The following is a 26,157-nucleotide window of genomic DNA, read 5'->3' as shown; positions in this document are numbered from 1 at the left end:
TCGCTCTTATTCTTGCTGTTGTTCTTGCTGGCAACCGCGGATCGGTTCACCCCTTCGGAAGACTATGAAGACCCGCGCACAGAGTTTCCACCCCAAAATGTCAGAACTGTTGCGCGCAAAGCCGCATCCCGTGTCACGCGCGCCACAGATCAGGGGTGAGCAGCGCAATAATCGCCAAAGTTTCCAGCCGCCCCAGCACCATTGCCGCACATAGGATCATCTTGGCCCCGTCGCCCAGCTGGATCAACGCGATGGGGGCATCGGCGGCAAACTCCATCAACGGGCCGGTTGTCGCCAGTGTGGCCACCGACATCACCAGCGCATCGGCAAAGGGCGCGCCGACGAAGGTCAGCAGCAGGGTCACCCCCGCCAGCGACAGCGCGAACAGCATAAAGAAGATCCAGGCGATGAACGCTCCGTTGCTTTGCAGCCGCCGCCCCGCTTGACCGGCGCCCGAGACAGAGTGCGGATGGACCAGCCGTTCCATCTCGCGGACGCCGTTGCGATACAGCGCAAAGACTCGCAACAGCTTGACCCCGCCCGCCGTGGTCGCCACCCCGCCGCCGATCAGCGCCAGCCCCATGAGGATCAGCCCCGGCGTCTCGAGCCCCGACCAGCTTTGCGCTTCGGCCCAGGACGCGCTGACAAATCCGGTGGTGGTCAGAAAGGAGGTGACCGTGAACATGGCCCCCCAGAAGGCGCTGCCGGTCTCAAGCGCTTCGGCGCTGGCATCCACATCGAAAGCGCCAAGGAAATGGCGCACGAATAGCACCACAGGCACGCCGAGGATCAGCGCCAGCCCCATCCGGAATTCCGGATCGGTAAAGAGCCCCCCTTGCGTCGCCGTCACCGTGTCTTTGGAAAAGGTCAGCCGCGACAGCGCGAACAGCATGAACAGCATCATCATCGCCTCGGCCCCAAAGCCGACACCGGTGTCATGCGTTCCCCCAAGTGGCGAGATGCCCGAGGTCGCCAGCACCGACATCGCATGGCACAGCGCGACCAGCGATCGATCTCCGTTGGCCAGCAGCAGCAGCCACAGCATCAGCGTCAGCGCCAGATAGGTCGGCGTCAGCGCCGCCGCGGACCTGAGCAACCGTTGGCGCGGGTCGATCTGGCCCATATTGCTGCGGCGTTCGTCCGGGTTGCCGGGTTCGGCCTGCGAGGTCACCTCGAATCCGCCAAGGTGTAAGGGTGCGAGAATGGCCGACGCCGCGATCCACATCAGCAGGCCGCCCATCCAGGCGACCTGCGCGCGCCACAGATGAAGCGTGTCACTGATCCGTCCGGGATCATCGAACAGCGTCGCGCCGGTCGTGGTGATCGCGCTGACCATATCGAAATAGGCGTGCAGGAACCGCGTGGTCGGCAGAGCCTCGAGAAACGGGATCGCCAGCAGCGCGGGCAAAAAGACAAAGCTGGAAAACAGCGACATCAACGGCCCCAAGGCCCCGTGCCGCGCGCGCCGTCCGGCATGGGCGACCGCAATCAGGGTAAAGATAATCACCCCCAGCAGCCCCGAATAGAAAAACGCCCGCGATGCCAGATGGTCTTGGGTGGTCAGCGCAAAGATCGCCGGAAAGATCGTCGAGGCGCTGAACACACCGAAAATCAGCAAGAACAGCGGCAGTTCAAGGATCTCGCGGCGGATATAGGATTTGCGTCTCACGTGCGGCGCTCCGGTAATTTGGACGCAGGCACCATCAGAAAAAGTCGATGGAGACCTGCATCAGCTGTTCGACCTGCGGCACGTCTTTGGCCAGACAGAACACAGCGATGACGTCACCTTCTTCGATGCGTGTTGTGCCAAGGGGGCGCATGACCTCGTCGCCCTTGCGGACCATGCCCATCAATGCCCCTTCGGGGAAATCAATGTCGGACACACGTTTGCCCGCAATCGGAGAGGTCGATAGCACCTCGGCCTCGATCACCTCTGCCTCGGCATCGCCAATGGAATAGACCGACCGCACCCGCCCGTGACGGATGTGCCGCAGGATAGAGCTGACGGTGGTGGAACGCGGGTTGATATAGGCGTCGATGCCCAAAGGCTCCATCAGCGGGACCAGCGTGGGGTCATTGATCAGCGCGATGACATAGGGGCAGCCTTCGGATTTGGCGCGCACGCAGGCCAGCATGTTGGTCTTGTCGTCATCGGTGATCGCCATCATCGCATCGGCGCGGCCAATGCCCGCTTCGGCCAGCAGGGACGCGTCCAGCCCGTCACCGTTGAGCACGATCGTCCGCTCCAACGCCTCGGCGGCGCGTTCCGCGATGCGGCGGTTCTTCTCGATCATCTTGGTGCGCACCCGCTTGCCGCGCGCCTCGAGGTTCTGGGCCACGGCCAGCCCGACATTCCCCCCGCCCACAAGCACGACACGTTCAAGCTTGCTGGTGGTCTTGCCAAAAATCTCGAGCGTGCGGGGGATGTCATCGCGGTGGCAAAAGACATAGCACGCGTCACCGACAAACAGCTGGTCCTTGGATTCCGGCGCAAACAGCGTGCCATCACGGCGCACCCCGACGACAACGGCGCGCAGCGTCGAGAACAGATCGGTCAACTGTCGCAGCGGCGTGTTCACAACCGGGCAGTCTTCGTCGATCTGGATGCCGATCAGATGGGCCATCCCGTCCATGAACGTCTCTGTATCGAAGGCCGCGGGGGCCGAAAGCCGCTGCAACGCCGCATTCGCCACCTCTTTCTCGGGCGAGATTACAACGTCGATCGGCATGTGATCGCGACGATAAAGATCGGAATAGATCGCGGTCAGATAGGATTGGCTGCGCAGTCGCGCGATCTTGCGGTTGATGCCAAAGACCGAATGGGCCACCTGACAGGTGACCATGTTCACCTCGTCCGAATGGGTGGCGGCAATGATCATCTCGGCATCGCGGGCACCGGCGCGGTCCAGCACGTCAGGGTAGCTTGCAAAGCCGGCGATCCCTTGCACATCCAGCGTATCGGTGGCGCGGCGCACCAGATCGGCGTTGCTGTCAACGATTGTGACGTCGTTGCGTTCGCCCGAAAGATGGCGGGCAATCTGCCACCCGACCTGCCCTGCGCCGCAAATGATCACTTTCATAAATGGGGTTCCTTTGGCGTGAAGCCTTGCCTTGCGTCACCAGCTGGGGCGTGCCCGCGTGACCCGTGATATGCCAGTGATTTGAATGACAGATGGCTATGCAAGGGTCAATTCAAATGTCAGACTTGCTTCCATAGCAAGACGGGGGCGCATATGCGGAAAACGGCATTGATCATCTGGGGTGGCGTGGCACTGGCGGCCTGCGCACCGTTGAACACCTACTACAAACCCGGTGCCACTGTCGCGATGGTCGAACGGCAGACCACGCAATGTCAGGTCGATGCCTTGGCGCAGGTGCCCGTGGCGCTTCAAACCGTGCGCACCCCGCCCCGTTTCATCCCGCCGCGCCGCGTCTGCCGGTCCGATGGCCGTTGCACTTCCCGCGCGGGGTATTTCGAGCCCGGGCAGACCTATACGGTCGATCCCAGTGCCGATCTGCGCAAAAGGGTTGAAACGCAATGTATGGCGGATGCCGGCTTTGCGCCGGTGTCGATCCCGCAATGCCCCGCTGGCATCGCCAAGGCCGCGCCGCAGGGGCGCACGACCGCCCTGCCCGCGCTGACTGAAAACGCCTGCGTGATCCGCAATGACGATGGCAGTTTCCAGATCGTGACGCGGGGGTAGCGAGCGGGGTCAGCTATCGGCTGCCCCGTCATCATCCACTTGCGCCACCCGCGTGCCCGACTTAGCCGAGGTCACCACCCCGAGACTTTTGAGCTTCCGGTGCAGCGCCGACCGTTCCATGCCGACGAAATTCGCGGTGCGGCTGATGTTGCCGCCGAACCGGTTGATCTGTGTCAGCAGGTATTCGCGTTCAAACGCTTCGCGGGCCTCGCGCAGGGGCAAGGTCGCCAAGGCACCGGACAGCACCACGCGGCCCTCTTCGTCGGTCGTTTCTTCCTCGCCCGGCAGCTCGCGCGCTTCGATCGGGCCGGTGCCGTCGCCAAGGATCAGCACACGTTCCACCAGGTTCTTGAGCTGACGCACGTTGCCCGGCCAGACCATCGTCTGCAACAACGCCTCTGCATCGCCCGAGAATTCGCGCAGCGGCAACCCCTGCGAGGCGTTGAAGTCCGCGATAAAGTGGCGCGCCAAGACGGGGATATCCTCGCGGCGGTCCTCTAGCGACGGAACAGAGATCGGCACGACGTTGAGCCGGTGAAATAGTTCCTGCCGGAAGGTGTCTGCTTTAATCGCGGCATCCAAATCCTTGTTTGTGCTGGATATAACGCGCAGATCCACACGCACCTTGTCGTTGCCCCCGACGCGGGTGAATTGCTGGTCCACCAGTACACGCAGGATTTTCGATTGTGTCCCCAGCGGCAGATCGGCCACCTCGTCAAAGAAGATCACCCCGCCATGCGCCTGTTCCAGCAGGCCCGGCTCTACGCCACGGTCAGGGGTTTCACGGCCGAACAACACTTCTTCCATTCGGTCCGGCGCGACACTGGCGCAGTTGACCGTTACGAAGGGCGCCGATGAACGGTTGGAATTGGCATGGATATAGCGCGCGGCGATCTCTTTGCCCGCCCCCGCAGGGCCGCGCAGCATCACCCGACTGTTCGATTTCGTGACCTTGTCAAGCTGCCCCATCAGCGTTTTGAAGGCGGTCGAACTGCCGATCATATCGGTGCTGGCGACCTCGCGCCGTTTGAGGCTGTGGTTCTCGCGACGCAGGCGCGAGGTTTCCATCGCGCGGCGGATCACCACCATCAACTGGTCGATATTAAAGGGTTTTTCGATGAAGTCATAGGCACCCTGCTTGATCGCCGCGACCGCGATTTCGATGTTCCCATGCCCCGAGATGATGACAACAGGCACATCCGGATTGTCCCGCTTTACCGTTTTCAGAATGTCGATCCCGTCCATCCGGCTGTCCTTCAACCAGATATCAAGGATCATCAGCGCCGGCGGTTCCGCGTTGATGGCCGAGATCGCCTCGTCCGAATTGCCGGCCAACCGCGTGACAAAGCCCTCGTCTTCCAGAATGTCCGAAATCAACTCGCGGATGTCGCGTTCGTCGTCAACGATCAGGATGTCACTCATTATGGGTCTCCAGTTCTGGGGTTCCGGTGGGGGCAGCAAGGGGTAGCGTGATCACCGCCATTGCGCCGAAATGTGTTTCGCCCGCGAAGACCGGCGCGTTTTCCAACGACAACGTCCCGCCGTGTTCTTCGATGATCTTTTTCACGATGGGCAGGCCAAGGCCAGTCCCTTCGGATCGGGTGGTGACATATGGCTCGAACAGTCGCGCGCGGTCTTCCGGCAATCCGATGCCATTATCCGCTATGGTGATTTGTAGCGCCGTTTGGGTTGTGGTCAACTGCACCTCGATGCGCGGGTCTATATCGGCATCTGGGTCTTTTTGCTTACGGCTTTCAATGGCTTCGCCCGCGTTCTTAATCAAATTTGTTAAGGCTTGCGACAGCATTGTCTGGTCTACCCGCGCCAGTATCTCTTGTGTCGGCAGATTGGCGCTGATGGTCACGTCGGGCTGGCCCGACTGCTGTAACACGACCGCATCCTGCAGCACCTGAACGACATTCTGCACAGAGGTTTCAGGCTCTGGCATGCGCGCGAATTTGGAGAATTCGTCGACGATACGGCGCAGGTCGCCGGTCTGGCGGATGATCACGCCGGTCATCTGGTCAAGGCTGGCGGCGTCGTCGGGCAGCTTGGGGCCGAACTTGCGTTTGATTCGCTCGGCGCTCAGCTGGATCGGGGTGAGCGGGTTCTTGATCTCATGGGCAATGCGCCGCGCCACGTCGCCCCATGCGGCCATGCGTTGCGCGCTTACCAGATCGGTCACATCGTCAAAGGCCACAACATAGCCCTCTAGCCGCCCGTCTTCGCTGCGCCGTGTAGCGACGCGCACCAGCAGATTTTCCATCTGCCCCTGACGCGAGACCTTGATCTCGCCCTGCGCGACCTCGTTCTGCCCTTTGACGACCGTATTGAACAGCGGGCCGAACTCCGGCACCGCGACAGAGAGCGCCAGCGATTGCTGGTCCTCGCTCCAGTCCAGCAGCCGCGCGGCAGAGCGGTTGACGAAGGTCACCCGCCCTTCGGGGTCCAGCCCCACGACGCCCGAGGTGACAGAGCTAAGCACCGAATCGAACAGGCGGCGACGGCGTTCGATCTGGCGGGTGTTATCCAGCAACGTCTCGCGCTGGCCTTTCAACTGTTTGGTCATCTGGTTGAAGTAGCGGCCAAGCATGGCGATCTCGTCATCGCCTTCTTCCTCGCGGACCTGAACCTCAAGATCACCGGCACCGACCTGCTGCGCCGCGCCCGTCAACCGGCCCACCGGCCCTGACAGACGTTCGGCAAACCACAGCCCCAGCCAGACCGCTGCGAGAATCAGGATCACCGCAAAGCCCACATAAAGCAGCCCGAATTCGAACAGCAGCTTGCCGCGCTCGTTTTCAAGCTGTTGGTACAGCCGCACCGTTTCCTTGGTATCGTCCAGCAGCGACAGGATTTTTCCGTCCACATCGCGGCTGACGTAAAGATAGCGATCGACAAAGGCTTCCATCAGCACCAGCGCGCGGAATTCGTTGTTATCCCAATCCTCGATCACCAGCGGCGCGCCGTCGAGCTCTTGTGCCTCGCGGATCTGTTCGGGTGTCGGTTCTTCGAAATCGAACAGATAGGACCGGTCGCCGCGCGCGCGGATCTGGCCGGTGCCATCGATCATATAGGCCTCGCGCAAGCCGCGCTGGATCAGGCGTTGCCCGTCCGCCAAAAGCTGAGTGTCCGGCACATCAACGCCCTGCGTACGCGCTTGATCAATCGCGCGGGCCAAGGCGATGGCATCTTCGCGCAGATCATCGCTTTGCTCGTTCTCATAGGCTTCGGCGGCGGCCAGCGAATTGCCCACCACGGACCGTACCCGATCCGAGAACCAGCCCTCAAGCCCGACGTTGATCGTCAGCCCCGCGAAGATCGCAACACTCACCGTCGGGATCAGCGCCATCAGCGCGAACACCCCCGTCAGACGCAGGTGCAACCGAGAGCCCGCAGACTTCGCCCGCCGTGCCGCCACAAGCCGCGCGACCTCGCTCAGCACAAGGGCGGCGACGAGCAGGATGTAGACCAGATCGATCAGCAGAATGATGCGCAGGCTGGGGGTGTTTCCGCCCTGTTCAAGCGGTCCGAGCACCAGATAGGTAACAAGCGCCAGCACCGGCCCCAGAACCACAAGCCCCAAGGTCGCCAGATTGCGCACGCGCCTGATCCGGCGCAGGCGCTCAAGCCGCATAAGATAATAGCTGCGTGACCGGGTAAGCACCCGCTATCCTCACCGATGATGTGATGCACCTATGCATCAACCGCCCATTTTTGTGGTCCTGATCCGGCTTTGAGGCTAGATGGCCACGGTTATGTGGCGCTTTTACATCATTTTTCGACCACGTGTCACCTCAATATCGAGGTCCGTGATCTTTTTTCTCAGCGTATTGCGGTTGATTCCCAGAAGGTCTGCACATTTCGCCTGATTACCAGCGGTTGCGGCAAGGGCGATCTCGATCAACGGGGCTTCGATCTCGCGCAGGATACGGGCGTAGAGCCCGGGGGGCGGCAGCATGGATCCGTGCTGGTCAAAGTATCGCTGTAGGTGGCGTTCGACCGACGCACCAAGCTTTTCTGTATTGGCCTGCGCGCGCAGCGGTTCGGGGTCGGGTTGCGCCCCCAACACATGCTCTGCCTCGGATTGGGTGATTTCGGGCGCGCGGCTGGTCAGCGCCAACTGCCGCATCGCGTGTTCCAACTGTCGCACGTTGCCGGGCCATTGATAGTTGGCAAAGACCTTCGCCGCCCCTTCGGACAGGGCGCGCGGCGCGGTATTGCCGGTTTCGGACCGTTCAAGGAAATGCGCGGCAAGCAAGGCAATATCATCCACGCGGTCGCGCAGCGCGGGGACATGCAGCGTCGCCCCCGAGAGACGATAATACAGATCGCGCCGCAGGGTGCCCGCCTTCATCGCGGCGGCCAGATCCGATTGGCTGGTGGCAAGGAACCGCGGCGCATGTTCGCCGGGCGTGTCCATCATGCGTGCGATACGGGCCTGAATCTCTTCCGAGAAATCGCCGATCTCGTCAATCAGCAGCGTACCGCCGCGGACCCGCGCCAAGACACGTGTCGGGCCTTCAAGGTCTTGCAATTCGGCCGAGGTGACGGTGACAAAGGGCAGGTTCCGCCGGTCCGAAAAATCGTGGATCGCCTTGCCAATCAGCGACTTTCCTGTGCCGGATTCGCCCCAGATCAACACCGGCAGATCCGTGTTCATCACCCGCGCCACCACGCGGTAGAGCGCCTGCATCACCGGCGTGCGCCCCACCAGCGGCAGATCATCGCGGTCCCCATCGCTGTCAGAGCTGGTCTGCGCCGGACGGCGGGCGGGCCCGCTGCGCTCTAGCGCGCGGGCGGTGCGTTTCATCAGGTCAGGCAGGTCGAAAGGCTTGGGCAGGTAGTCATAGGCTTCAGCCTCAGCCGCCTTGATCGCGGTCATGATCGTGTTCTGCGCCGAGATCACGATCACGGGCAAGCCGGGTCGGTCCTGCGCGATCTTGGGCAGCATCTCGAGCCCATTGCCGTCGGGCATCACCACATCCGAGATCACAACGTCACCTTTGCCCTCGCCCACCCAACGCATCAGGGTGGTCAGGCTGGATGTCGCGTGCACCTTGCAGCCCGCGCGGGTCAGTGCCTGTGTCAGAACGGTGCGGATTGTGCGGTCGTCATCAGCGACCAGAACGGTGCCATCCATCGTTAATTCTCCTGATCGGAAGCGGTATTTTCAATTTGGGTCTTATCGGCCCGCGGCAGTGAGATGCGGAACACGGTTTTGCCGGGCACAGACTCCACCGTGATCCAGCCGCCGTGGTCGGAAATGATCTTGCTCACCAGCGCCAGCCCCAGCCCGGTGCCGTTCTCGCGCCCGGATACGAAGGGTTCGAACACGTCAGCGCGGATCGCCTCTGGTAGACCGGGGCCGTCGTCGATGACTTCGATCTGCAAGGGCAACGATTGCGCCGTGCCGTCGGATCGGCGCATGCGGAATGAATGTTCATAATAGCTGTGCAACCGGATCGTGCCGCCCGAGGGGCCCGCCGCCTCTGACGCGTTCTTGATCAGGTTCAGCACCACCTGCAACAACTGATCCTTGTCGCCCAAGGCCGGCGGCAGCGAGGGGTCGTAATCCTCGATGATCTTCATGCGCGCGCCGAACCCCAGCAGCGCAGACCGGCGCGCGCGGTCCAGCGCGTCATGCAGGTTCACCGCCTTGCGTTCCGGCGGCATCAGGTTGCCGAATTGTTCGACCTGTTCCAGCAGCTTCACGATCCGGCGCGATTCCGCGACGATCAGGTCTGTCAGCTCCAGATCCTCGGTGCTGAGGTTCATGCTGAGCAGTTGCGCGGCACCGGTGATCCCTGCCAGCGGGTTCTTGATCTCATGGGCCAGCATCTCGGCCATGCCGATGGCGGATTTGGCGGCGGATTTGACCGAATTATTCTGCGTCATCCGACCGGCCATCTCGCGGGGGGTGATCATCAGGATCATCTGCCCCGCCGCATCGATCAGCGGCGCGAAGTGCAACGCGCATTGCACCGGCGGGCGCTGCCCGCTGCCGACATCCACATCGTTGACGAACAAGGGCGTGCCATTGTCGCGGGCGCGGGTGAACGCCTCTTCCAGCGGGGCATCGACGGCGATCATGTCCCACACCGGCACACCGCGCACTGACTTTGCGGAGGCGTTCAGAAACCCTTCGGCTTCCGAGTTCAGCTCGGCAATCGTGTCGTCGGTATCGATCAGAATGGCGGGCACGGGCAGCGATGCGAAAACAGTATCCAGCGACATCAAGCGGCCTCCAACTGGTGGTCCGGCAGACAGGCGGACGGGATAAGACGGTGCACCTCGGCGGGGCTGGCCGCGGTCAGTACCGCGCGGCGCAGATCAGCGGGGGTGTTGCTGGTGTCCATGTACCACCCTAGATGTTTGCGCGCGACGCGTAGGCCGATCACCTCGCCATAGAACCGGATGATCGCCTCGTAGTGGTCGGACACCATGCGCGCGAAATCGGTGCCCTGCGGGATAACCGGTGCGGGTGCGCCGAACAGATCATAGGCCACCTGAGCCAGCAGCCAGGGTTTGCCTTGCGCACCGCGCCCGATCATCACACCATCCGCCCCTGACTGCGCCAACGCCTGCCGCGCGGCATCGGTGCTGATGATATCGCCATTGGCAATGACGGGAACTGAGACCGCCTGTTTGACACCCGCAATCGCGGCCCAATCGGCGGAGCCTTTATAGAACTGGCAGCGCGTGCGCCCGTGGATGGTGATCATGGTGATGCCCGCCGCTTCGGCCCGCGCGGCGATCTGTGGCGCGTTCAGCATATTGTCGTCCCACCCCAGCCGCGTCTTGAGCGTGACGGGGACGTTCACCGCGTTCACCACCGCCTCGATCAGGCGCAGCGCGTGGTCGGGCGTTTTCATCAGCGCAGAGCCGGAATAGCCTTGGGTCACCTTCTTGGCAGGGCAACCCATATTGATGTCGATCACCCGCGCGCCCTGACCTTCGACCATCCGCGCGGCCTCGGCCATGGGGGCGGCCTCGCGTCCTGCCAGCTGTACAGCAGTGCCTTCGACGCCAAGCCCCAGTTCGGCCTTTTCCAGCGTCCCGGGGCGGGCGTTGATCATGTCGACGCTGGCAACCATCTCTGACACCACCAACCCTGCGCCAAACGACGCCACCAGTGTGCGGAACGGCAGATCAGTGATCCCCGCCATCGGAGCCAGCAAAACAGGCGGGTCGAGTTTGAAGGGCAGATCCGAGAGATCCAAACGCTTAATCCTTGTGCAATTGCTTTTGGTTTACCGAGGGGTGGGCCGAAACTCAATCAAACCAAAAGCTTTTGCTGGTGAGAAACTGACCTATTGCCTAAAATTTAGGCATGGGGTGCGGGTGATTGCACAGGCCGCTTTGCAGGCTTAGAACGGGGCGAGTTTATCAAAGGGGGCGCGCGATGGCGTCGACACCGAAAATCGCAGCGCTCATCGTGGCCGCCGGACGTGGGACCCGTGCGGGGGGCGCCGTGCCCAAACAATGGCAGCCGCTGTGCGGGAAACGCGTGATCGACCACACGCTTGCGGCTTTCCAGCGGCATCCGCAGATCGACCGGATCATCATCGTATTAAGCGCCAGTGACATGGCGCAGGCCGAAGGTTTCACCGCGCAAGGCTGTCTTGTCGCCGAAGGGGGCGCGGATCGCGCAGCATCGGTGCGCAACGGTCTGGCGCTGCTGGGGGATGCGGATCTGGTGCTGATCCATGATGCCGCCCGCCCCTGTGTCACGCCGCAGATCATCGACGGTGTGATCGACGCGCTGGTCACAGATGCCGCAGCCGCCCCCGGCCTGCCTGTTACCGACGCGCTTTGGGTGGCCGAAGACGGTGCCGTCGCAGGCACGCAGGACCGTACCGCGCTTTATGCCGCACAAACCCCGCAAGGCTTCGATGCCGCCACGATCCGCGCCGCTCATGCCGCCTTTGAAGGCATCGCCGCCGATGATGTAGAGGTCGCCCGCGCCGCCGGTGTTGCGGTTGCCATCACCCCCGGCAGCGTCGATAACCTGAAAATCACGGTGCCGGGCGATTTGACCCGCGCCGCTCGCATATTGGAGTCTTCGATGGATATTCGCACCGGCAACGGGTTTGATGTACATGCTTTCGGTCCGGGGGATCACGTCACACTTTGCGGAGTCGATATCCCGCATGATCAGGGGCTGGTCGGCCATTCCGACGCCGATGTCGGTATGCATACGGTCACCGATGCGATCTATGGCGCGTTGGCTATGGGCGACATCGGCCAGCATTTCCCCCCGTCCGACCCGCAGTGGAAAGGGGCGCAAAGCCATATCTTTCTGCGCCATGCCGCCGATCTGGCGCGCAGCGAAGGGTTCACCCTGACCCATGTCGATTGCACGCTGATCTGCGAATACCCCAAAGTGGGGCCTCATGCCGCAGAGATGCGCCGCGTGATGGCGGATATCCTGTCCCTTGAGGAAAGCCGTGTGTCGGTCAAGGCGACGACCTCGGAACGTTTGGGGTTTACCGGCCGCGGCGAAGGCATCGCCTGCATGGCCACAGCAACATTGGTGAAACTATGACTTTGGCAAAGCTGATCGCGACCGTTCTGGGGGTGGGTTACATCCGCCCTGCCTCGGGCACCTGGGGGTCGCTGGTCGCGCTGCCTTGGGCCTGGCTGCTCCATGTCATCGGTGGGCTGCCGCTGTTGATCGCAGGCATCGTGCTTACCTTTGCCGCAGGTTGGTGGGCCACCGCACGCATGACCGCGGGAAGCGCGGATCATGATCCGTCGGAAATCGTGATCGACGAGGTTGCGGGCCAATGGGTCGCGCTGCTGCCGCTCAGCTATGCCAGCTGGACGATGGACATGAACATCCTTGTGATGTGGCCCGGCTGGATCGCGGCTTTTGCGCTTTTCCGTCTGTTCGACATCTGGAAACCGCTGATCATCGGCTGGGCCGACCGGCGCGGCGATGCGCTTGGCGTGATGCTGGATGATATCTTTGCAGGCATTTTCGCACTGCTGGGGGTGATCGCACTGGCCGTGCTGTACCACGTGTATCTCTTTGCCTGATTTGCACGCCCTTCTGGACCGCGCCCGCGACCGTGGCGTCATGATCGCTTGCGCTGAAAGCTGCACCGGCGGCATGGTGGCCGCCGCCCTGACGGACCTCCCCGGGTCCTCTGCGATCTTTGACCGTGGGTTTGTCACCTATACCAATGCCGCCAAGATCGATCTTCTGGGCGTCAGCCCAGACACACTCACCGCCCACGGCGCGGTGTCCGAGCAGGTCGCCCTTGAAATGGCGCGTGGTGCCTTGGCACGATCCGGCGCGCAAATCGCCGTGTCGATCACCGGCATCGCAGGCCCCGGCGGGTCAGAGCATAAGCCCGAAGGCCGCGTCTGCTTCGGCCTCGCCACGGCGTCCGGTATCACCACCCAAACGCAAGAGTTCGGCGCATTGGGCCGCGATAAAGTCCGCCGCGCTGCCCGCGATTTCGCCTTGGGGCTGATTTTTGAGGCGATTACATAACGCCCGCAAAACAGGCGGCATGGCTAAATTGCTGCCTAAATATGTGGCGAATGTAGAAATGCCCGTTTAATCACCGGCTTTGCCCACATTTTAACTTTTGTCGCGCGCGCACATCCGTTTCACCCGTCTGCAATCAAAAACCTTTCGGGAGGAAACCAAGATGAACGCAGCTGATACGGCCTGGATCATGACCGCCACGGCCTTGGTCCTGTTCATGACATTACCGGGGCTCGCGCTCTTCTATGGCGGGCTGGTGCGCAGCCGCAACGTGCTGAGCGTTTTCATGCATACCTACGGCGTCGCCTGTCTGATGAGCGTGCTGTGGTTCTTCGCCGGATACTCCATCGCCTTTGGTCCCGACACATCGGGCCTCTGGGGCGGCTTGGGCAAGATCGGCCTGTCGGGCGTCACTGCTGACAGCCTGTCAGGCACCCTGCCCGAGATCCTGTTCTTCGCCTTCCAGATGACATTCGCAGTGATCACGCCTGCGCTGATCGTCGGTGCCTATGTGGAGCGTATCGGCTTTGGATTCGTAATGCTCTTCTCGGGTCTCTGGATGCTTCTGTGCTACGCGCCTGTGGTGCATTGGGTCTGGGGCGGCGGTTTCCTGGCCGATGGCGGCATCTTTGGCGAGGTCGGCGTGCGCGATTTCGCGGGCGGCATCGTGGTGCATGAAACAGCCGGCCTCGCGGCGCTGATCCTCGCCGTCTTCCTTGGTCCACGCCTCAACCACAATACCCCGCCACATAACCCGGGCTTCGTGATGATCGGGGCGGCGATGCTCTGGGTCGGCTGGTTCGGCTTTAACGGCGGCTCGCAACTGGCCGCAGACGGAGGTGCGGCGATGGCGATCACGGTGACCCATATCTCTGCCGCCACTGCCTCGCTCACCTGGGCGCTGTGGGAGCGGATCAAATTCGGCAAGGCATCGTTGGTCGGCATCGTCACAGGCACCATCGCGGGGCTGGCCTCCATCACGCCTGCGTCGGGCTTCGTCGGCCCTTGGGCGGCGCTGCTGATCGGCGCGGTTGCCGGGATCCTGTGCCAGGAAGCGGTCGTCTTGATCCGCAACAAGGCCAAGATCGACGACACGCTTGATGTATTCGCGGTTCACGGCGTGGGTGGTATCTTCGGCACCATTATGATCGCGGCCCTCGGGGCGGGGTCCTGGGCCGCACAGCTGGGGTCGCTGGCGATTGTCGGCGTCTATACCACGGTGGTGACCGTCGTGCTGGTGCTGGTCTGCAAGGCGATTACCCCGCTGCGTGTCAGCAAAGAGGTCGAGGTCAACGGGCTTGATCTATCCGTCCACGGTGAACGGGCCTATGATCTAAGCAGCTGATTGGAAAACACAGACCCACACAAAGGCCCCGCATCGGGGCCTTTGTTGTTTCTAGGCCCCGGCCCCATAGAGCGCGGCCGCGCGTTTTTCAAAGGCCCGCACCACCCGCTGCATCGCCTCGTTAAAGACGACGCCGATGATCTTTTGCAAAATCGCGTTCTTGAATTCGAAATCGACGAAGAAATGCACCTTGCAGCTGCCGTCGCCATTATCCTCGAACGCCCAGTTCGATTTCATGTATTTGAACGGGCCATCCAGATATTCGGTGTCGATCTTTTTGGCCTCTGGCCACAACACCACGCGGCTGGTGAAACGTTCGCGAAACACCTTGAAACTGATGACAAGATCGGCGTCCATCACCTCGTGATCACCCTTATCCTCACGGCTTTTGATCCGCGCGGCGGCGGTCCAGGGCAGAAAATCTGGGTATGACGCCACATCGGCCACCAGATCATACATCTGTTGGGCGGTGTAGGGCAGTTCGCGGGTCTCTGAATGGGTAGGCATTGATTTCCATCTGTCATGAAGTTAGCCCTTATGAAATCCTATCTCCCCCTTTTTCAAGGTAAAACCCATGACGACGCGACCTTATGTCATCGATGAAATGATCTCGGCCAAGGCAATCGCCGCGCGGATCGAAACCCTTTGCCGCGAAATCCAAAGCGAATTCGCAGGCACCGAAAAGCTGACAGTGGTGGGGCTGCTGCGCGGATCTTTCGTGTTTATCGCCGATCTGGTGCGCGAGCTTGACCTCCCGATCGAGGTCGATTTCCTCGAGGCCTCTAGTTATGGCGATGGCATGGAAAGCAGCAGAGAAGTGCGTATCCTCAAAGACTTGCGCGGCGCAATCGAAGGGCGCGATGTGCTGGTCGTCGAAGATATCGTCGATACGGGCCACACCCTGCATCACGTACGCAACCTGCTGATGTCGCGCGAACCTGCACGGCTGAAAACCATTGCGCTGCTCGACAAACCCAGCCGCCGCGAGGTGGACATGAAGGCCGATTGGATCGGGTTTGAAATTCCGGATGAATTTGTTGTGGGCTACGGCATCGATTTCGCACAGCGCGACCGCAACCAGCCCTTTATCGGAAAGGTCCGTTTTACATGAACGTCGCTTGGCTGATGCGGATGAAACGGTGGGTGCAGCACCCGCCCTCGGCGGGCCGCGTCAAATTCGTCTTTGCTGTGGTCCTGGCCGGCGCGCTGATCTTTGCCGCAGAATACTTTGGCTACTGGCCCGAATGGGCCACGACCCAACGGATCAAAAACCCGTTCTAACCTTTCCAAATGGATGTAAATCCCGGGGAGTTTGAGGGGCAGCGCCCCTCATTGTACCGCGTGAGTTTGAGGGGCAGCGCCCCTCAAATCCGACGCAACACAGTTACCCCAGCTTGGCCAACCGCGCCGCCTGCAGCCGCGCAAAGTCATCCCCTGCGTGGTAGCTCGACCGCGTGAGAGGCGTCGCAGAGACCATCAAGAACCCTTTGCCATAGGCCGATTTTTCATAAGCGGCGAATTCATCGGGATGCACAAAGCGGTCCACCGCGTGGTGCTTTGGTGTCGGCTGCAGGTATTGCCCGATGGTCAGAAAATCGATGTCCGCCGCGCGCATGTCTTCCATGACTTGCATAACCGACTGACGATCCTCGCCCAGACCGACCATGATGCCGGATTTGGTAAACATCGTCGGATCAAGCTCTTTGACCCGCTGCAACAGACGCAGCGAATGAAAATACCGCGCCCCGGGGCGGACCTCGGGGTAGAGGCCGGGCACTGTTTCCAGATTGTGGTTAAACACATCCGGGCGCGCCTCGACCACGGTTTCCAGCACTTTGGGATCACAGCGGATGAAATCGGGGGTCAGGATTTCGATCGTGGTGCCCGGGGACCGTTTGCGCACGGCACGGATGGTCTGGGCAAAATGCTCTGCCCCGCCGTCTTCGATGTCGTCGCGGTCCACGCTGGTGATTACCACGTGGTTCAGCCCCAGTTTGGACACCGCATCGGCCACACGCCCGGGTTCAAAGATGTCCAGCGCTTCCGGTGGGCGCCCTGTCGCGATGTTGCAGAAGGTACAGGCGCGGGTGCAGACCTCGCCCATGATCATCATGGTGGCATGGCCCTGCGACCAGCATTCGCCCACATTCGGGCAGCCCGCTTCTTCGCAGACAGTCACCAGTTTGTTCTCGCGCATGATCTTTGCGGTATCCGCATAGCCTTTGCCACCCGGCGCCTTCACCCGGATCCACGACGGCTTTTTCGGCTGTGGATTGTCGGGGCGTCGGGCCTTTTCAGGGTGGCGCTGCTCGGGGATTTTCAGGTCTCGCATGATCAGGCTCCGTTTGGAATATGCCCCTTATGTAGTCGGTTCGCGCGGCGCATGAAAGAGGCAGTTGTCATCTGCGGGGCAGCCATGCGGTGCGCGCCGATCCGGATCCGCCGCCTAGCCGATCATAGCGCTCCCGGGGCCAAGCGTTTCCGCATAGTGTTTGCGCAAGCGCATCAGGGCGATACGCAGCACGATCTTTCCCGACCGCGCGGACCAGCCTAGGCGCTTTTCCGTGGTTTCAAGCCCTTCCAGATAGCAGCAGCACCGCAGCACAATATCCGACAGACCTGGTCCCAGATCCGCCAGCGCCGATCCCACCCGTGCCCGGGCCGCAGAAGGTGCGCTGCCTTCAAAGCTGACGCTGTCGCCCTGCCCGCCCGGTGCCAAAAACCGGTCCCAGTTCTGCGTCACCGCCTCGCCCATTTGCGCCAGTTCAAAATCCTCGCGCAGGCGCTCTCCGGCTTGGACGAGACTGTCGGACAGGAACGGCGCGCCCTTTGCGTCGCGTCTGCGGGCGAGCGCGGCCAACGGGCTTTCTGCCAGCGTGTAGCGCAAGCGCCGCGCTGTCTTCTGCCGCGCCCCCTCTGGCAGCGGCGGCGCAGGGGCAAAAGCGGTTTGGGCTTCGGCAAAACCGTCCTGTGCGCCCTGACCCAGCATCTCTTCCAGCGCATGCCGTCCGGCCGCGGTGATGTGATAGCGCAGGATGCGCCCCTCGCCATCGGTTGCGATCCAGCCGTTAAGCGCCATCGCCTGCGCGACACAGCGGTCCACCACGGCAGTCCGCGTCTGCGCGCCATCCGGACCACCGCGCACGACAACGGCCTTATCCATCTCGGCTGCGACTGCCAGCAGCGCACCGGTTTCACACAAGCGCCGCAAGATGCGCTGCGCCTCGCTTTTCAGGGTTTCATCATCGGGCATCATGGGGGGTGAGGTGTCATTCATCGCGGCGGGCTCCTGCATGGGGTGGGTTTCAAAACGGCTGACCTGCCCCAGCAGATCAAGGGCATCGTCCACCAGCGGATCATCACGACGCGTTTCCAGCCGCCGGATCTGGCGCAGGATGGTAGAGGCGTGACACTTAGCCGATCGCGCCAGCGCCCGGATCGGCTGGCCCATCTCCACATGCGACACATAATGCCGCGCGGCATCCGGCACCCATCCGGGCAATCCACGTCGGTCCGGCGGCGTATTCAAAACTTGGGTCATGCGGTCTCCTTTCTTCAGGCGGCGCGGTTATCCACAGCCTTATCCACAATACCAAAAGGTTAATTGGTTATGGATTTGTTAATATTTACCGATACAACCCATAATTGTTTCCAAAAGGTAAACAGTCGTAACCGCGACGCACGCTGACCCAGCCACGCGAGCAACACCAGTATCCTGCGTGAAATCCTGCCCGTGAGCGGCCATGCAATGGCATGCAGCCGCAGCCAGCAAGGATTTGATTTTATGCAAGATATTCTCACGCGTCTTCGCGGTATCCACCGTCCCGCCATATTGGTGCAGGCAGGCACCATCGGGGCCCGCAGCTATCGCCGCGGCCCCGCCCTGCGCCGGATACTGGGGAAAGCGCCCCCGCCGCGCAGCACAATAGTGCTGGTGCAGCTGATCGATATAGAGGCAGACCTGAACGCCAGACGTAAAAAGACGGACGCAGGCTATAACCTGGTCCGTCATATAGAGGTGATGATCGCCCTCATTGCCGAGGCCGCGATCTTGCGCGAAACCTTGCGAGATGCAGCTACATAAAGCTGTCAGGCTCCGCCGCTTTGCGTTCCGCGACAAAGGCATCCAGCGCCGCACGCGTCTCGGGGTCCATAGGCGGTTGCACATAGTCGCCCAACAGCTTTTCGACCCGCGCCGCCGCCAGCGACTGGGTATCGCGCGCGCCCTCATCTGACCATGTTTCAAATGGCTTGTAGTCCAGCAGATCGGATTTCCAGAAGGCTTCCTTAAAGTTGGCCTGTGTGTGCGCGCATCCCAGATAATGCCCGCCCGGACCAACCTCGCGGATCGCATCCAGCGCTTGCGCGTTTTCGTCAATCTCTACACCGCGCGCCAAATGGTGCAACGCGCCCAGCTGATCGGCATCCATCACGAATTTCTCGAACGAGGCGACCAGACCCCCTTCCAGCCAGCCACACGCGTGGAGCATAAAGTTCACCCCCGACAAAAGCCCCATGTTCAGACTGTTCGCCGTCTCATAGGCTGCTTGCGCGTCGGGCAGTTTTGACCCGCAGAACGAGCCCGAGGACCGGAATGGCAGGTTCATCCGCCGCGCCAACTGCCCCGCCCCATAGGTGATATGCGCGGCCTCCGGCGTGCCAAAGGTCGGCGCACCCGAGTTCATGTCGATCGAGGTCACAAAGGCCCCGAAAATCACCGGCGCGCCCTTACGGATCAGCTGGCTATAGGCGATGCCCGCCATGACCTCTGCCAGGACCTGCGTCAATGTCCCTGCCACGGATACCGGTGCCATCGCGCCGCCAACGATAAACGGCGAAATGATCGACGCCTGATTGTTCTCGGCGAAGACCTTCAGCGCCCCCATCATCACATCATCAAACGTCATGGGCGAGTTGATGTTCACCAGCGACGTCATCACCGTGTTCTGGTCGACGAAATCCGCACCGAACAGAATCTTGCACATGTCCACGGAATCCTGCGCGCGGCTCGGTTCCGTGACCGATCCCATGAAGGGTTTATCGCTTAGCGTCATATGCGCATGGAGCATGTCCAGATGGCGCTTGTTGACGGGCACATCGGTGGGCTCACAGACCGTGCCACCGGAATGGTGCAACCACTTGGACATATAGCCAAGCTTCACGAATTTGTTGAAATCGTCCATCGTGGCATAGCGACGGCCCCCGGCAGTGTCGCGCACGAAGGGCGGGCCATAGACCGGGGCCAACACCAGATTGCGCCCGCCGATCTCGACGTTGCGCGCGGGGTTGCGCGCGTGCTGGGTGAACTGCGACGGCGCGGTCTTGCACAGCTCGCGTGCCAGCCCGCGGGGGATACGCACGCGGTCGCCGGTCACATCCGCCCCGGCCGCGCGCCAAAGCGCCAGCGCCTCGGGGTTGTCGGGAAAGTTCACGCCGATCTCTTCCAACACCGTATCGGCGTTATACTCGATGATCTGCAGCGCCTCTTCGGTCAGCACCTCGTAGTTGGGAATGTTGCGTTCGATGTACTTCGCTGTCTCGAAGGACACAGCCGAGCGTGCCGCCCGACGTGCCGCACCGCCACCACCGCGCCCGCGTCTTGCTGATTCCGCCATGAGGTCTTCCTTTCCGCCAAAACTGACGCCTAGCTACCCCATTCACGCAGCAGGCTTTACGCGGTTTACGGCCTTAGAGGTCAAAAACCGACATCATGATCCGCCGACCCCTTCATTTTGCCAAAATAAACTCCGGGGGTCTGGGGGCTGGCCCCCACTCCACTCTTGCCACGCAGGCCATCCGCCCATAATCAGTCAGCATGACAGATATCTCCCATGACCGCCTTCTCATCATCGACTTCGGCAGCCAGGTCACCCAGCTGATCGCCCGCCGTTTGCGTGAACTTAATGTGTTCTGCGAAATCCACCCGTTCAACACGGTGGATGATGCCTTTCTCAAGGATTTTGCGCCCAAGGCGGTGATCCTGTCGGGGGGGCCGTCCTCGGTCTTCGCCGAAGGTGCGCCCATGCCACCGCAATCGGTGTTCGAGCTTGGGGTGCCGATCCTTGGCATCTGCTACGGCCAACAGGTCATGATGCATTGCCTGGGCGGCAAGGTTGAACGCGGTCACGGCACGGCTGAATTCGGGCGCGCCTATGTGACCCCCTCCGAGGCCCGTCTTGAGCTGTTGGAAGGATGGTTCCTCACCGAGAAAGAGCAAGTCTGGATGAGCCACGGCGATCACGTCAGCGCCATCGCGCCCGGTTTCGAAGTCTACGGCACCTCGCCCCACGCGCCTTTCGCGGTCACCGGCGATGTGTCGCGCAATTTCTATGCCGTGCAGTTCCACCCCGAAGTGCACCACACCCCCAATGGCGCGCGCCTGTATGAAAACTTTGTGCGTCTCGCGGGTTTCAAGGGCGACTGGACAATGAGCGCCTACCGCGACGAGGCCATCGCCGCGATCCGTGAACAGGTCGGTGATCAAAAGGTCATCTGCGGTCTGTCCGGCGGGGTCGATTCCTCGGTCGCGGCCGTGCTGATCCACGAAGCGATTGGTGACCAGCTCACTTGCGTCTTTGTCGACCACGGTCTGCTGCGCAAGGGCGAGGCCGAAGAGGTCGTCACCATGTTCCGTGACAACTACAACATGCCGCTGATCCACGCCGACGAACAGGAACTGTTCCTGGGCGAGCTGGATGGCGTGTCCGACCCCGAAACCAAGCGCAAGATCATCGGCAAACTGTTCATCGACGTGTTCCAGAAGCACGCCAAGGAAGTCGGCGATGCCACCTTCCTCGCACAGGGCACACTGTACCCCGATGTCATTGAATCGGTGTCCTTTTCCGGCGGGCCGTCGGTGACAATCAAATCGCATCACAACGTGGGCGGCTTGCCCGAAAAGATGGGGCTCAAGCTGGTCGAGCCGCTGCGCGAACTTTTCAAGGACGAGGTGCGCGAGCTTGGCCGCGAGCTGGGTCTGCCGCCGTCGTTTATCGGCCGCCACCCCTTCCCCGGCCCCGGCCTCGCCATCCGCTGCCCCGGTGAGATCACCCGCGAAAAGCTCGACATCCTGCGCGAGGCGGACGCGGTCTATATCGACCAGATCCGCAAGCACGGGCTTTATGATGAAATCTGGCAAGCCTTTGTGGCGATCCTGCCTGTCCGCACCGTGGGTGTGATGGGCGACGGGCGGACCTATGATTTCGCCTGTGCCCTGCGGGCCGTCACCTCGGTCGATGGGATGACGGCGGATTACTATCCGTTCACCCATGAATTTCTGGGTGAGACCGCAACGCGGATCATCAACGAGATTCCGGGCATCAACCGGGTGACCTACGACATCACGTCGAAACCTCCCGGCACGATTGAATGGGAATGATCTGAATGGCTGTGATCGGCCGCATGACAAAGATGCCTCCGGCGGGGATTTTTTTCCATTTGGAAGAGAGACCATGACCCCGACGCTAAGGGCGGCTTTGTGGATGATGGGGTCGATCACGTCTTTCTCTGCGATGGCCGTCGCCGGGCGCGAACTTGGCGGCAGCCTCGATACTTTCGAGATCATGATGTACCGGTCGCTGGTAGGCGTAATCGCTGTTTTTACGCTCGCGACAGTTTACGGGACCTGGGGGCAGATCAACCGGCGCGATTTCGGCACGCAGATCGGGCGCAATCTGGCGCATTTCACCGGACAGAATCTGTGGTTCTACGCGGTTACCGTGATCCCGCTCGCGCAGGTCTTTGCGCTTGAATTCACTTCTCCGCTTTGGGTGATTGTCTTGTCGCCGCTGATTTTGGGCGAGCGGCTTACCAAGGTGCGGGCATTGGCGGCGGTTCTTGGATTTATCGGCATCCTTTGTGTTGCCCGTCCGACGATTGCCGGGCTGAATGCCGGCGTGATCACGGCGGCGTCCTCGGCGATCTTCTTTGCGCTGACGATCATGCTGACCAAGCGGCTGACCCGCAGCCAGACGATCACCTGTATCCTGTTCTACCTGACCGTGACGCAAATGGTTTTTGGCGTGATCATGGCCGGTTACGACGGGGATATCGCGGTGCCCGAGATGGCACAAATGCCGCTGTTGTTGCTGATCGGTGTCGCAGGGCTTATGGCACATTTCTGTCTGACCAACGCCTTGTCCATTGCGCCTGCGACAGTGGTCGTTCCGATCGACTTTGTCCGCCTGCCCCTGATCGCCGTCATCGGAATGCTGGTCTATGCCGAGGCCCTGGATATCTGGGTTTTCATCGGCGGCGCGATTATCTTTGCCGGCAACTACATGAACCTCTGGATCGAATCCCGCCGCGTTTCGTAACGAAACTGCAACAGTTCTGGCATAGGGGCGCAGACTTCCCCTTGGTCAAGAATTGACAGATTGACGCACCCTGCTCTTCAGTTGCTGTATAAATTGTGGCTGCGTGTTGTGGCTGCATCGCTTCTGGGGAGGAGTATTTAGAGATGACGTATCGAGTAATCGCAATGGCGGCCCTGTTGGGCAGCGCATCCACGTTGCACGCGGGGGGGATCGACCGGTCGGGTCAGTCGATCACGGCCCTGTTCGAAAGCGGCCGTTATGCTGAGTTCAGCCTTGGGTCGGTGTCGCCGAATACATCGGGCACAAGTACCGTGTTTTCTGGCCGTGCCGGGCAAGATTCGGGTAATATGACAGATAGCTTCTTTACGTTCGGCGCGGCTTACAAAGCTGACATCAACGATCAGCTGTCCTACGCGATTATCTATGACCAGCCTTTTGGTGCCGACGTTGATTACCCAAATGGAACGAATTATTTTGCGCAAGGGTCCACGGCCGAGTTCAACAGCCACGCGCTGACAGGCCTGTTGCGCTACAAGATGCCGAACAACTTCAGTGTGCATGGCGGTATTCGGGTGCAAACCATTGAAGCCAGTGCGACTATCCCCAACCGGCCCGCCGTTGGCCTAGTCTATAATGTCGAGGGGGATCGGGATACAGGCGTGGGTTATGTAGCCGGTATCGCATATGAAAAGCCCGAAATCGCGATGCGTGTGTCGTTGACATACAATTCCAAAATAAAATATGATGTAGATACGGTGGAACGTGTCAGCGGCAGAGTGGTTTCAACTGAGCCCACACATGTAGAGACACCACAGTCAGTCAACCTTGAATTCCAAACAGGTATCGCGGCAGACACACTGCTCTTTGGTGGCGTACGCTGGGTGGACTGGTCGTCTTTTGAAATCGCACCTGCCGCGTTTGGGTCAGCGCCCGGAAACCCGAAACTGCTCAGCTACGAAAACGACGTCTACACCTACTCCCTTGGTATCGGTCGCCGTCTGAGCGACACATGGTCGGTTGCTGCTGTTGTCGGTTACGAAAAGTCCAATGGTGGATTCTCTAGCAACTTGGGCCCGACAGATGGCAACAAGAGCCTCGGGCTGGCCGCGACCTATACCCGCGACAACATGGAGGTCACAACGGGCATCCGCTACATCAACATCGGTGACGCTGATACGACGCTCGATGGAACCAACACAGCCGGCGTATTCGAAGACAACGACGCTGTTGCGATCGGTGTGAAAGTCGGCTACAACTTCTAAGCCCAACCACAGCAACCCTCTATCAGCCCGCCCCAGCAATGTGGCGGGCTTTTTCATGGGCGCGCGATGTCTGATGTCTTGTGGCCGATGTCTCGCGTCTGGTGTCTGGGCACAGGCTAGGCTACTCATTGCGAAACAAGACGTTCCAAGGATGACGACCCATGCTCTACCCCTCTGCCGATGCGTGGCGTGCCGCGCCGCATAAACATGTGCTGGTCTTTGGCATGTCGGGTCTGGGCAAGACGCATATGGCGCATCTGCTGCGGCAATCGGGGGGGTGGTTCCACTACTCCATCGACTACCGGATCGGCACGCGATACTTGGGTGAAACCATCGCCGACAACGCCAAAGCCGAAGCGATGAAGGTGCCCTTCCTGCGGGATCTTCTGCTGAGCGATAGCATCTACATCGGGTCAAACATCACCTTTGATAATCTCTCGCCCGTGGCGGCCTGGCTGGGCAAGCCCGGCGATGCGGCCAAGGGGGGATTGCCGATGGCGGAATATGCGTCCCGACAGGAAGCGTTCAAACAGGCAGAGATCGCGGCCCTGCGCGACACCGGCCATTTCGCGCGCCGTGCGCAGACGCTTTATGGGTATCCGCATTTCATCTGTGACACCGGCGGCTCGATCTGTGAATGGGTGGACCCCGATGACGACAATGATCCGCTGATGCAAACCCTGTCGGCGGAATGTCTGCCGGTCTGGATCAAGGGCGACCATGCTCACACCCAAGAGCTGATCCGCCGCTTTGACAAAGCCCCCAAGCCGATGGCCTATCAGCCCGAGTTCCTGCTGCGGGTGTGGCAAGAATATCTGCGCGAAAACAACTGCCAAGAGGATGATGTCGATCCGGATGCCTTTATCCGCTGGACCTACGCCCAAGCGCTTGCCCACCGACAGCCGCGCTACGAGGCGATGTCGCGATGGGGGGTGACCGTAACTGCCGATCAGGTGGCCGGGCTCAAATCCGAGGATGACTTCAACGACCTGATCGCGGGGACGTTAAGCGCGTGACCCTTGGCGCCCTCTGCGCGGGCGCTTATCTAAATCCGGCGCAGATGATGCAAGACCTGAGCCCCTAGACGTGGAATACTGACATGCCGATTAAACTGCCTTCCGACCTGCCTGCCTATGACGTGCTGACGCGCGAAGGTGTCATGGTGCTGGACGAGGAAATGGCGGCGCGTCAGGACATCCGGCCTTTGCGCATTGCCTTGCTGAACCTGATGCCGAAAAAGATCCAGACAGAAAACCAGTTCGCGCGGTTGATCGGGGCCACGCCCTTGCAGATCGAATTCAGCCTGATCCGTATGTCCGACCACCAGTCGCGCAATACGGCCGCAGATCACCTTGAAAGCTTTTACCGCCCGTTCGAGGAAGTCACCCACGAGAAATTCGATGGGCTGATCATCACCGGTGCCCCGATAGAGCATCTGGACTTTGATGACGTCACCTATTGGGAAGAGCTTACCCGCGTCTTTGACTGGACCCAGACCAATGTCCATTCGACCTTCGGCGTGTGCTGGGGTGGCATGGCGATGATCAATTACTTCCACGGTATCAAAAAGCATCTGTTGGAGGAAAAGGCCTTCGGCTGCTTCCGCCACAGCAACCTTGAACCGTCGTCACCCTATTTGCGCGGGTTCTCGGATGATCTGGTGGTGCCGGTCAGCCGTTGGACCGAAATGCGCGCGGCAGAGGTCGACGCCGTGCCCAGCCTGACCACCCTGCTTGGCAGTAAGGAGGTCGGCCCCTGTCTGGTCGAGGATGCAGGGCATCGGGCGCTCTATATATTCAATCACCTTGAATATGACCGCGACACATTGAAGGACGAATATGACCGCGATGTCGCCCAAGGCACGCCGATCAACGTGCCCTGCAACTATTACCCCGATGATGACCCTGCCCAGGTCCCGCTGAACCGCTGGCGCAGCCATGCGCATCTGCTCTACGGCAACTGGATCAACGAGATCTACCAGACCACCCACTACGATCTGAACGACATCGGTCGCAGCAATTTTGGGACGTAG

24 protein-coding genes are annotated in these 26,157 nt (G+C 60.9%); 13 read left to right on the top strand and 11 right to left on the bottom strand.

Going from position 1 to position 26,157, the window contains the following annotated elements:
* Window positions 1–133 precede the first annotated feature (133 nt).
* Both EE36_RS14515 and trkA read right to left on the bottom strand, forming a co-directional pair.
* A complete protein-coding gene (locus EE36_RS14515) occupies window positions 134–1,669 on the bottom strand; it encodes a TrkH family potassium uptake protein (RefSeq protein ID WP_005853496.1) in 1,536 nt (511 codons plus the stop codon).
* Between the two features lie 34 nt (window positions 1,670–1,703).
* Window positions 1,704–3,080 (bottom strand): Trk system potassium transporter TrkA, encoded by a 1,377-nt coding sequence (trkA, locus tag EE36_RS14510; RefSeq protein WP_005853494.1) that lies wholly within the window; start codon window positions 3,078–3,080, stop codon window positions 1,704–1,706.
* 153 nt (window positions 3,081–3,233) lie between these two features.
* On the opposite strand from trkA, the gene EE36_RS14505 reads away from it, so the two are divergent.
* Window positions 3,234–3,704: a hypothetical protein gene (locus EE36_RS14505; RefSeq protein ID WP_005853493.1), complete on the top strand. Its 471-nt coding sequence runs from the start codon at window positions 3,234–3,236 to the stop codon at window positions 3,702–3,704.
* Window positions 3,705–3,713: 9 nt separating this feature from the next.
* Here the strand turns inward: EE36_RS14505 and EE36_RS14500 are convergent, their stop codons facing one another.
* The 5 genes from EE36_RS14500 to dusB all read right to left on the bottom strand — a co-directional run bounded on the left by EE36_RS14500 (window position 3,714) and on the right by dusB (window position 10,927).
* Complete coding sequence (locus tag EE36_RS14500) at window positions 3,714–5,126, bottom strand: sigma-54 dependent transcriptional regulator (RefSeq protein ID WP_005853491.1); 1,413 nt, start codon at window positions 5,124–5,126, stop codon at window positions 3,714–3,716.
* Window positions 5,119–7,341 (bottom strand): PAS domain-containing sensor histidine kinase, encoded by a 2,223-nt coding sequence (locus tag EE36_RS14495; protein WP_005853489.1) that lies wholly within the window; start codon window positions 7,339–7,341, stop codon window positions 5,119–5,121. The genes EE36_RS14500 and EE36_RS14495 overlap by 8 nt, the downstream gene beginning before the upstream one ends.
* Window positions 7,342–7,473: 132 nt before the next feature.
* Window positions 7,474–8,847: a response regulator gene (locus EE36_RS14490; RefSeq protein WP_005853488.1), complete on the bottom strand. Its 1,374-nt coding sequence runs from the start codon at window positions 8,845–8,847 to the stop codon at window positions 7,474–7,476.
* Between the two features lie 2 nt (window positions 8,848–8,849).
* On the bottom strand, window positions 8,850–9,941 hold the full coding sequence (locus EE36_RS14485; protein WP_005853487.1) for a nitrogen regulation protein NR(II): 1,092 nt from the start codon (window positions 9,939–9,941) through the stop codon (window positions 8,850–8,852).
* Window positions 9,941–10,927, bottom strand: a complete 987-nt coding sequence (dusB, locus tag EE36_RS14480; RefSeq protein ID WP_005853486.1) for a tRNA dihydrouridine synthase DusB — start codon at window positions 10,925–10,927, stop codon at window positions 9,941–9,943. The genes EE36_RS14485 and dusB overlap by 1 nt, the downstream gene beginning before the upstream one ends.
* A gap of 182 nt (window positions 10,928–11,109) precedes the next feature.
* On the opposite strand from dusB, the gene EE36_RS14475 reads away from it, so the two are divergent.
* From EE36_RS14475 to EE36_RS14460, 4 genes are all read left to right on the top strand, one after another.
* Window positions 11,110–12,252, top strand: a complete 1,143-nt coding sequence (locus EE36_RS14475; RefSeq protein ID WP_005853485.1) for a bifunctional 2-C-methyl-D-erythritol 4-phosphate cytidylyltransferase/2-C-methyl-D-erythritol 2,4-cyclodiphosphate synthase — start codon at window positions 11,110–11,112, stop codon at window positions 12,250–12,252.
* Window positions 12,249–12,746 carry a phosphatidylglycerophosphatase A gene (locus EE36_RS14470; protein WP_005853484.1) on the top strand — a complete coding sequence of 166 codons (498 nt, stop codon included), beginning with the start codon at window positions 12,249–12,251 and terminating at the stop codon, window positions 12,744–12,746. The genes EE36_RS14475 and EE36_RS14470 overlap by 4 nt, the downstream gene beginning before the upstream one ends.
* The gene (locus EE36_RS14465) at window positions 12,733–13,206 is read left to right on the top strand and encodes a CinA family protein (RefSeq protein ID WP_039912000.1); all 474 of its coding nucleotides are present in this window, start codon (window positions 12,733–12,735) and stop codon (window positions 13,204–13,206) included. The genes EE36_RS14470 and EE36_RS14465 overlap by 14 nt, the downstream gene beginning before the upstream one ends.
* A gap of 160 nt (window positions 13,207–13,366) precedes the next feature.
* Window positions 13,367–14,548 carry an ammonium transporter gene (locus EE36_RS14460; RefSeq protein ID WP_037944254.1) on the top strand — a complete coding sequence of 394 codons (1,182 nt, stop codon included), beginning with the start codon at window positions 13,367–13,369 and terminating at the stop codon, window positions 14,546–14,548.
* Window positions 14,549–14,599: 51 nt separating this feature from the next.
* Here EE36_RS14460 and EE36_RS14455 read toward each other — a convergent pair whose 3' ends face one another.
* A complete protein-coding gene (locus EE36_RS14455; protein ID WP_005853481.1) occupies window positions 14,600–15,055 on the bottom strand; it encodes a type II toxin-antitoxin system RatA family toxin in 456 nt (151 codons plus the stop codon).
* Window positions 15,056–15,122: 67 nt separating this feature from the next.
* Here EE36_RS14455 and hpt point away from each other — a divergent pair, with 67 nt between their 5' ends.
* Window positions 15,123–15,659, top strand: coding sequence for a hypoxanthine phosphoribosyltransferase (gene hpt, locus EE36_RS14450; protein WP_005853480.1), 537 nt, complete (start codon window positions 15,123–15,125; stop codon window positions 15,657–15,659).
* Window positions 15,656–15,829, top strand: a complete 174-nt coding sequence (locus EE36_RS17645; RefSeq protein ID WP_005853479.1) for a hypothetical protein — start codon at window positions 15,656–15,658, stop codon at window positions 15,827–15,829. The genes hpt and EE36_RS17645 overlap by 4 nt, the downstream gene beginning before the upstream one ends.
* 103 nt (window positions 15,830–15,932) lie before the next feature.
* Here the strand turns inward: EE36_RS17645 and lipA are convergent, their stop codons facing one another.
* Both lipA and EE36_RS14435 read right to left on the bottom strand, forming a co-directional pair.
* A complete protein-coding gene (gene lipA, locus EE36_RS14440; RefSeq protein WP_005853478.1) occupies window positions 15,933–16,880 on the bottom strand; it encodes a lipoyl synthase in 948 nt (315 codons plus the stop codon).
* Window positions 16,881–16,994: 114 nt separating this feature from the next.
* On the bottom strand, window positions 16,995–18,089 hold the full coding sequence (locus EE36_RS14435) for a DUF6456 domain-containing protein (RefSeq protein ID WP_005853477.1): 1,095 nt from the start codon (window positions 18,087–18,089) through the stop codon (window positions 16,995–16,997).
* Between the two features lie 243 nt (window positions 18,090–18,332).
* Here EE36_RS14435 and EE36_RS14430 point away from each other — a divergent pair, with 243 nt between their 5' ends.
* The gene (locus EE36_RS14430) at window positions 18,333–18,632 is read left to right on the top strand and encodes a DUF6477 family protein (RefSeq protein WP_005853476.1); all 300 of its coding nucleotides are present in this window, start codon (window positions 18,333–18,335) and stop codon (window positions 18,630–18,632) included.
* Here EE36_RS14430 and EE36_RS14425 read toward each other — a convergent pair.
* The gene (locus tag EE36_RS14425) at window positions 18,625–20,163 is read right to left on the bottom strand and encodes a trimethylamine methyltransferase family protein (RefSeq protein ID WP_005853475.1); all 1,539 of its coding nucleotides are present in this window, start codon (window positions 20,161–20,163) and stop codon (window positions 18,625–18,627) included. The genes EE36_RS14430 and EE36_RS14425 overlap by 8 nt on opposite strands.
* A gap of 200 nt (window positions 20,164–20,363) precedes the next feature.
* Here EE36_RS14425 and guaA point away from each other — a divergent pair, with 200 nt between their 5' ends.
* The 5 genes from guaA (at window position 20,364) to metA (ending at window position 26,157) form a co-directional block, all read left to right on the top strand.
* On the top strand, window positions 20,364–21,926 hold the full coding sequence (guaA, locus tag EE36_RS14420) for a glutamine-hydrolyzing GMP synthase (protein ID WP_005853474.1): 1,563 nt from the start codon (window positions 20,364–20,366) through the stop codon (window positions 21,924–21,926).
* Window positions 21,927–21,999: 73 nt separating this feature from the next.
* On the top strand, window positions 22,000–22,863 hold the full coding sequence (locus EE36_RS14415) for a DMT family transporter (RefSeq protein WP_039911995.1): 864 nt from the start codon (window positions 22,000–22,002) through the stop codon (window positions 22,861–22,863).
* Between the two features lie 143 nt (window positions 22,864–23,006).
* A complete protein-coding gene (locus EE36_RS14410; RefSeq protein WP_039911993.1) occupies window positions 23,007–24,125 on the top strand; it encodes an OmpP1/FadL family transporter in 1,119 nt (372 codons plus the stop codon).
* A 161-nt stretch (window positions 24,126–24,286) separates the two neighbouring features.
* Complete coding sequence (locus EE36_RS14405; protein ID WP_005853469.1) at window positions 24,287–25,141, top strand: hypothetical protein; 855 nt, start codon at window positions 24,287–24,289, stop codon at window positions 25,139–25,141.
* 83 nt (window positions 25,142–25,224) lie between these two features.
* Complete coding sequence (metA, locus tag EE36_RS14400; protein WP_005853468.1) at window positions 25,225–26,157, top strand: homoserine O-succinyltransferase; 933 nt, start codon at window positions 25,225–25,227, stop codon at window positions 26,155–26,157.

This window comes from Sulfitobacter sp. EE-36 (genome assembly GCF_000152605.1).
Lineage (GTDB): Bacteria > Pseudomonadota > Alphaproteobacteria > Rhodobacterales > Rhodobacteraceae > Sulfitobacter > Sulfitobacter pontiacus.
The sequence above is the reverse complement of the archived record's forward strand: the minus strand, read 5'-3'. Positions and strand labels throughout refer to the sequence as shown.

Excerpts from the sequence above, each read along its gene's own strand:
- EE36_RS14415 (WP_039911995.1), top strand. The coding sequence starts at position 22,000 with ATGACCCCGACGCTAAGGGCGGCTTTGTGGATGATGGGGTCGATCACG.
- EE36_RS14485 (WP_005853487.1), bottom strand. The coding sequence starts at position 9,941 with ATGTCGCTGGATACTGTTTTCGCATCGCTGCCCGTGCCCGCCATTCTG.
- trkA (WP_005853494.1), bottom strand. The coding sequence starts at position 3,080 with ATGAAAGTGATCATTTGCGGCGCAGGGCAGGTCGGGTGGCAGATTGCC.
- EE36_RS14470 (WP_005853484.1), top strand. The coding sequence starts at position 12,249 with ATGACTTTGGCAAAGCTGATCGCGACCGTTCTGGGGGTGGGTTACATC.
- EE36_RS14490 (WP_005853488.1), bottom strand. The coding sequence starts at position 8,847 with ATGGATGGCACCGTTCTGGTCGCTGATGACGACCGCACAATCCGCACC.
- EE36_RS14430 (WP_005853476.1), top strand. The coding sequence starts at position 18,333 with ATGCAAGATATTCTCACGCGTCTTCGCGGTATCCACCGTCCCGCCATA.
- EE36_RS14475 (WP_005853485.1), top strand. The coding sequence starts at position 11,110 with ATGGCGTCGACACCGAAAATCGCAGCGCTCATCGTGGCCGCCGGACGT.
- EE36_RS14410 (WP_039911993.1), top strand. The coding sequence starts at position 23,007 with ATGACGTATCGAGTAATCGCAATGGCGGCCCTGTTGGGCAGCGCATCC.
- EE36_RS14455 (WP_005853481.1), bottom strand. The coding sequence starts at position 15,055 with ATGCCTACCCATTCAGAGACCCGCGAACTGCCCTACACCGCCCAACAG.
- EE36_RS14495 (WP_005853489.1), bottom strand. The coding sequence starts at position 7,341 with ATGCGGCTTGAGCGCCTGCGCCGGATCAGGCGCGTGCGCAATCTGGCG.
- guaA (WP_005853474.1), top strand. The coding sequence starts at position 20,364 with ATGACAGATATCTCCCATGACCGCCTTCTCATCATCGACTTCGGCAGC.
- lipA (WP_005853478.1), bottom strand. The coding sequence starts at position 16,880 with ATGCGAGACCTGAAAATCCCCGAGCAGCGCCACCCTGAAAAGGCCCGA.
- EE36_RS14405 (WP_005853469.1), top strand. The coding sequence starts at position 24,287 with ATGCTCTACCCCTCTGCCGATGCGTGGCGTGCCGCGCCGCATAAACAT.
- EE36_RS14460 (WP_037944254.1), top strand. The coding sequence starts at position 13,367 with ATGAACGCAGCTGATACGGCCTGGATCATGACCGCCACGGCCTTGGTC.
- metA (WP_005853468.1), top strand. The coding sequence starts at position 25,225 with ATGCCGATTAAACTGCCTTCCGACCTGCCTGCCTATGACGTGCTGACG.
- EE36_RS14505 (WP_005853493.1), top strand. The coding sequence starts at position 3,234 with ATGCGGAAAACGGCATTGATCATCTGGGGTGGCGTGGCACTGGCGGCC.
- EE36_RS17645 (WP_005853479.1), top strand. The coding sequence starts at position 15,656 with ATGAACGTCGCTTGGCTGATGCGGATGAAACGGTGGGTGCAGCACCCG.
- EE36_RS14500 (WP_005853491.1), bottom strand. The coding sequence starts at position 5,126 with ATGAGTGACATCCTGATCGTTGACGACGAACGCGACATCCGCGAGTTG.
- EE36_RS14425 (WP_005853475.1), bottom strand. The coding sequence starts at position 20,163 with ATGGCGGAATCAGCAAGACGCGGGCGCGGTGGTGGCGGTGCGGCACGT.
- hpt (WP_005853480.1), top strand. The coding sequence starts at position 15,123 with ATGACGACGCGACCTTATGTCATCGATGAAATGATCTCGGCCAAGGCA.
- EE36_RS14435 (WP_005853477.1), bottom strand. The coding sequence starts at position 18,089 with ATGACCCAAGTTTTGAATACGCCGCCGGACCGACGTGGATTGCCCGGA.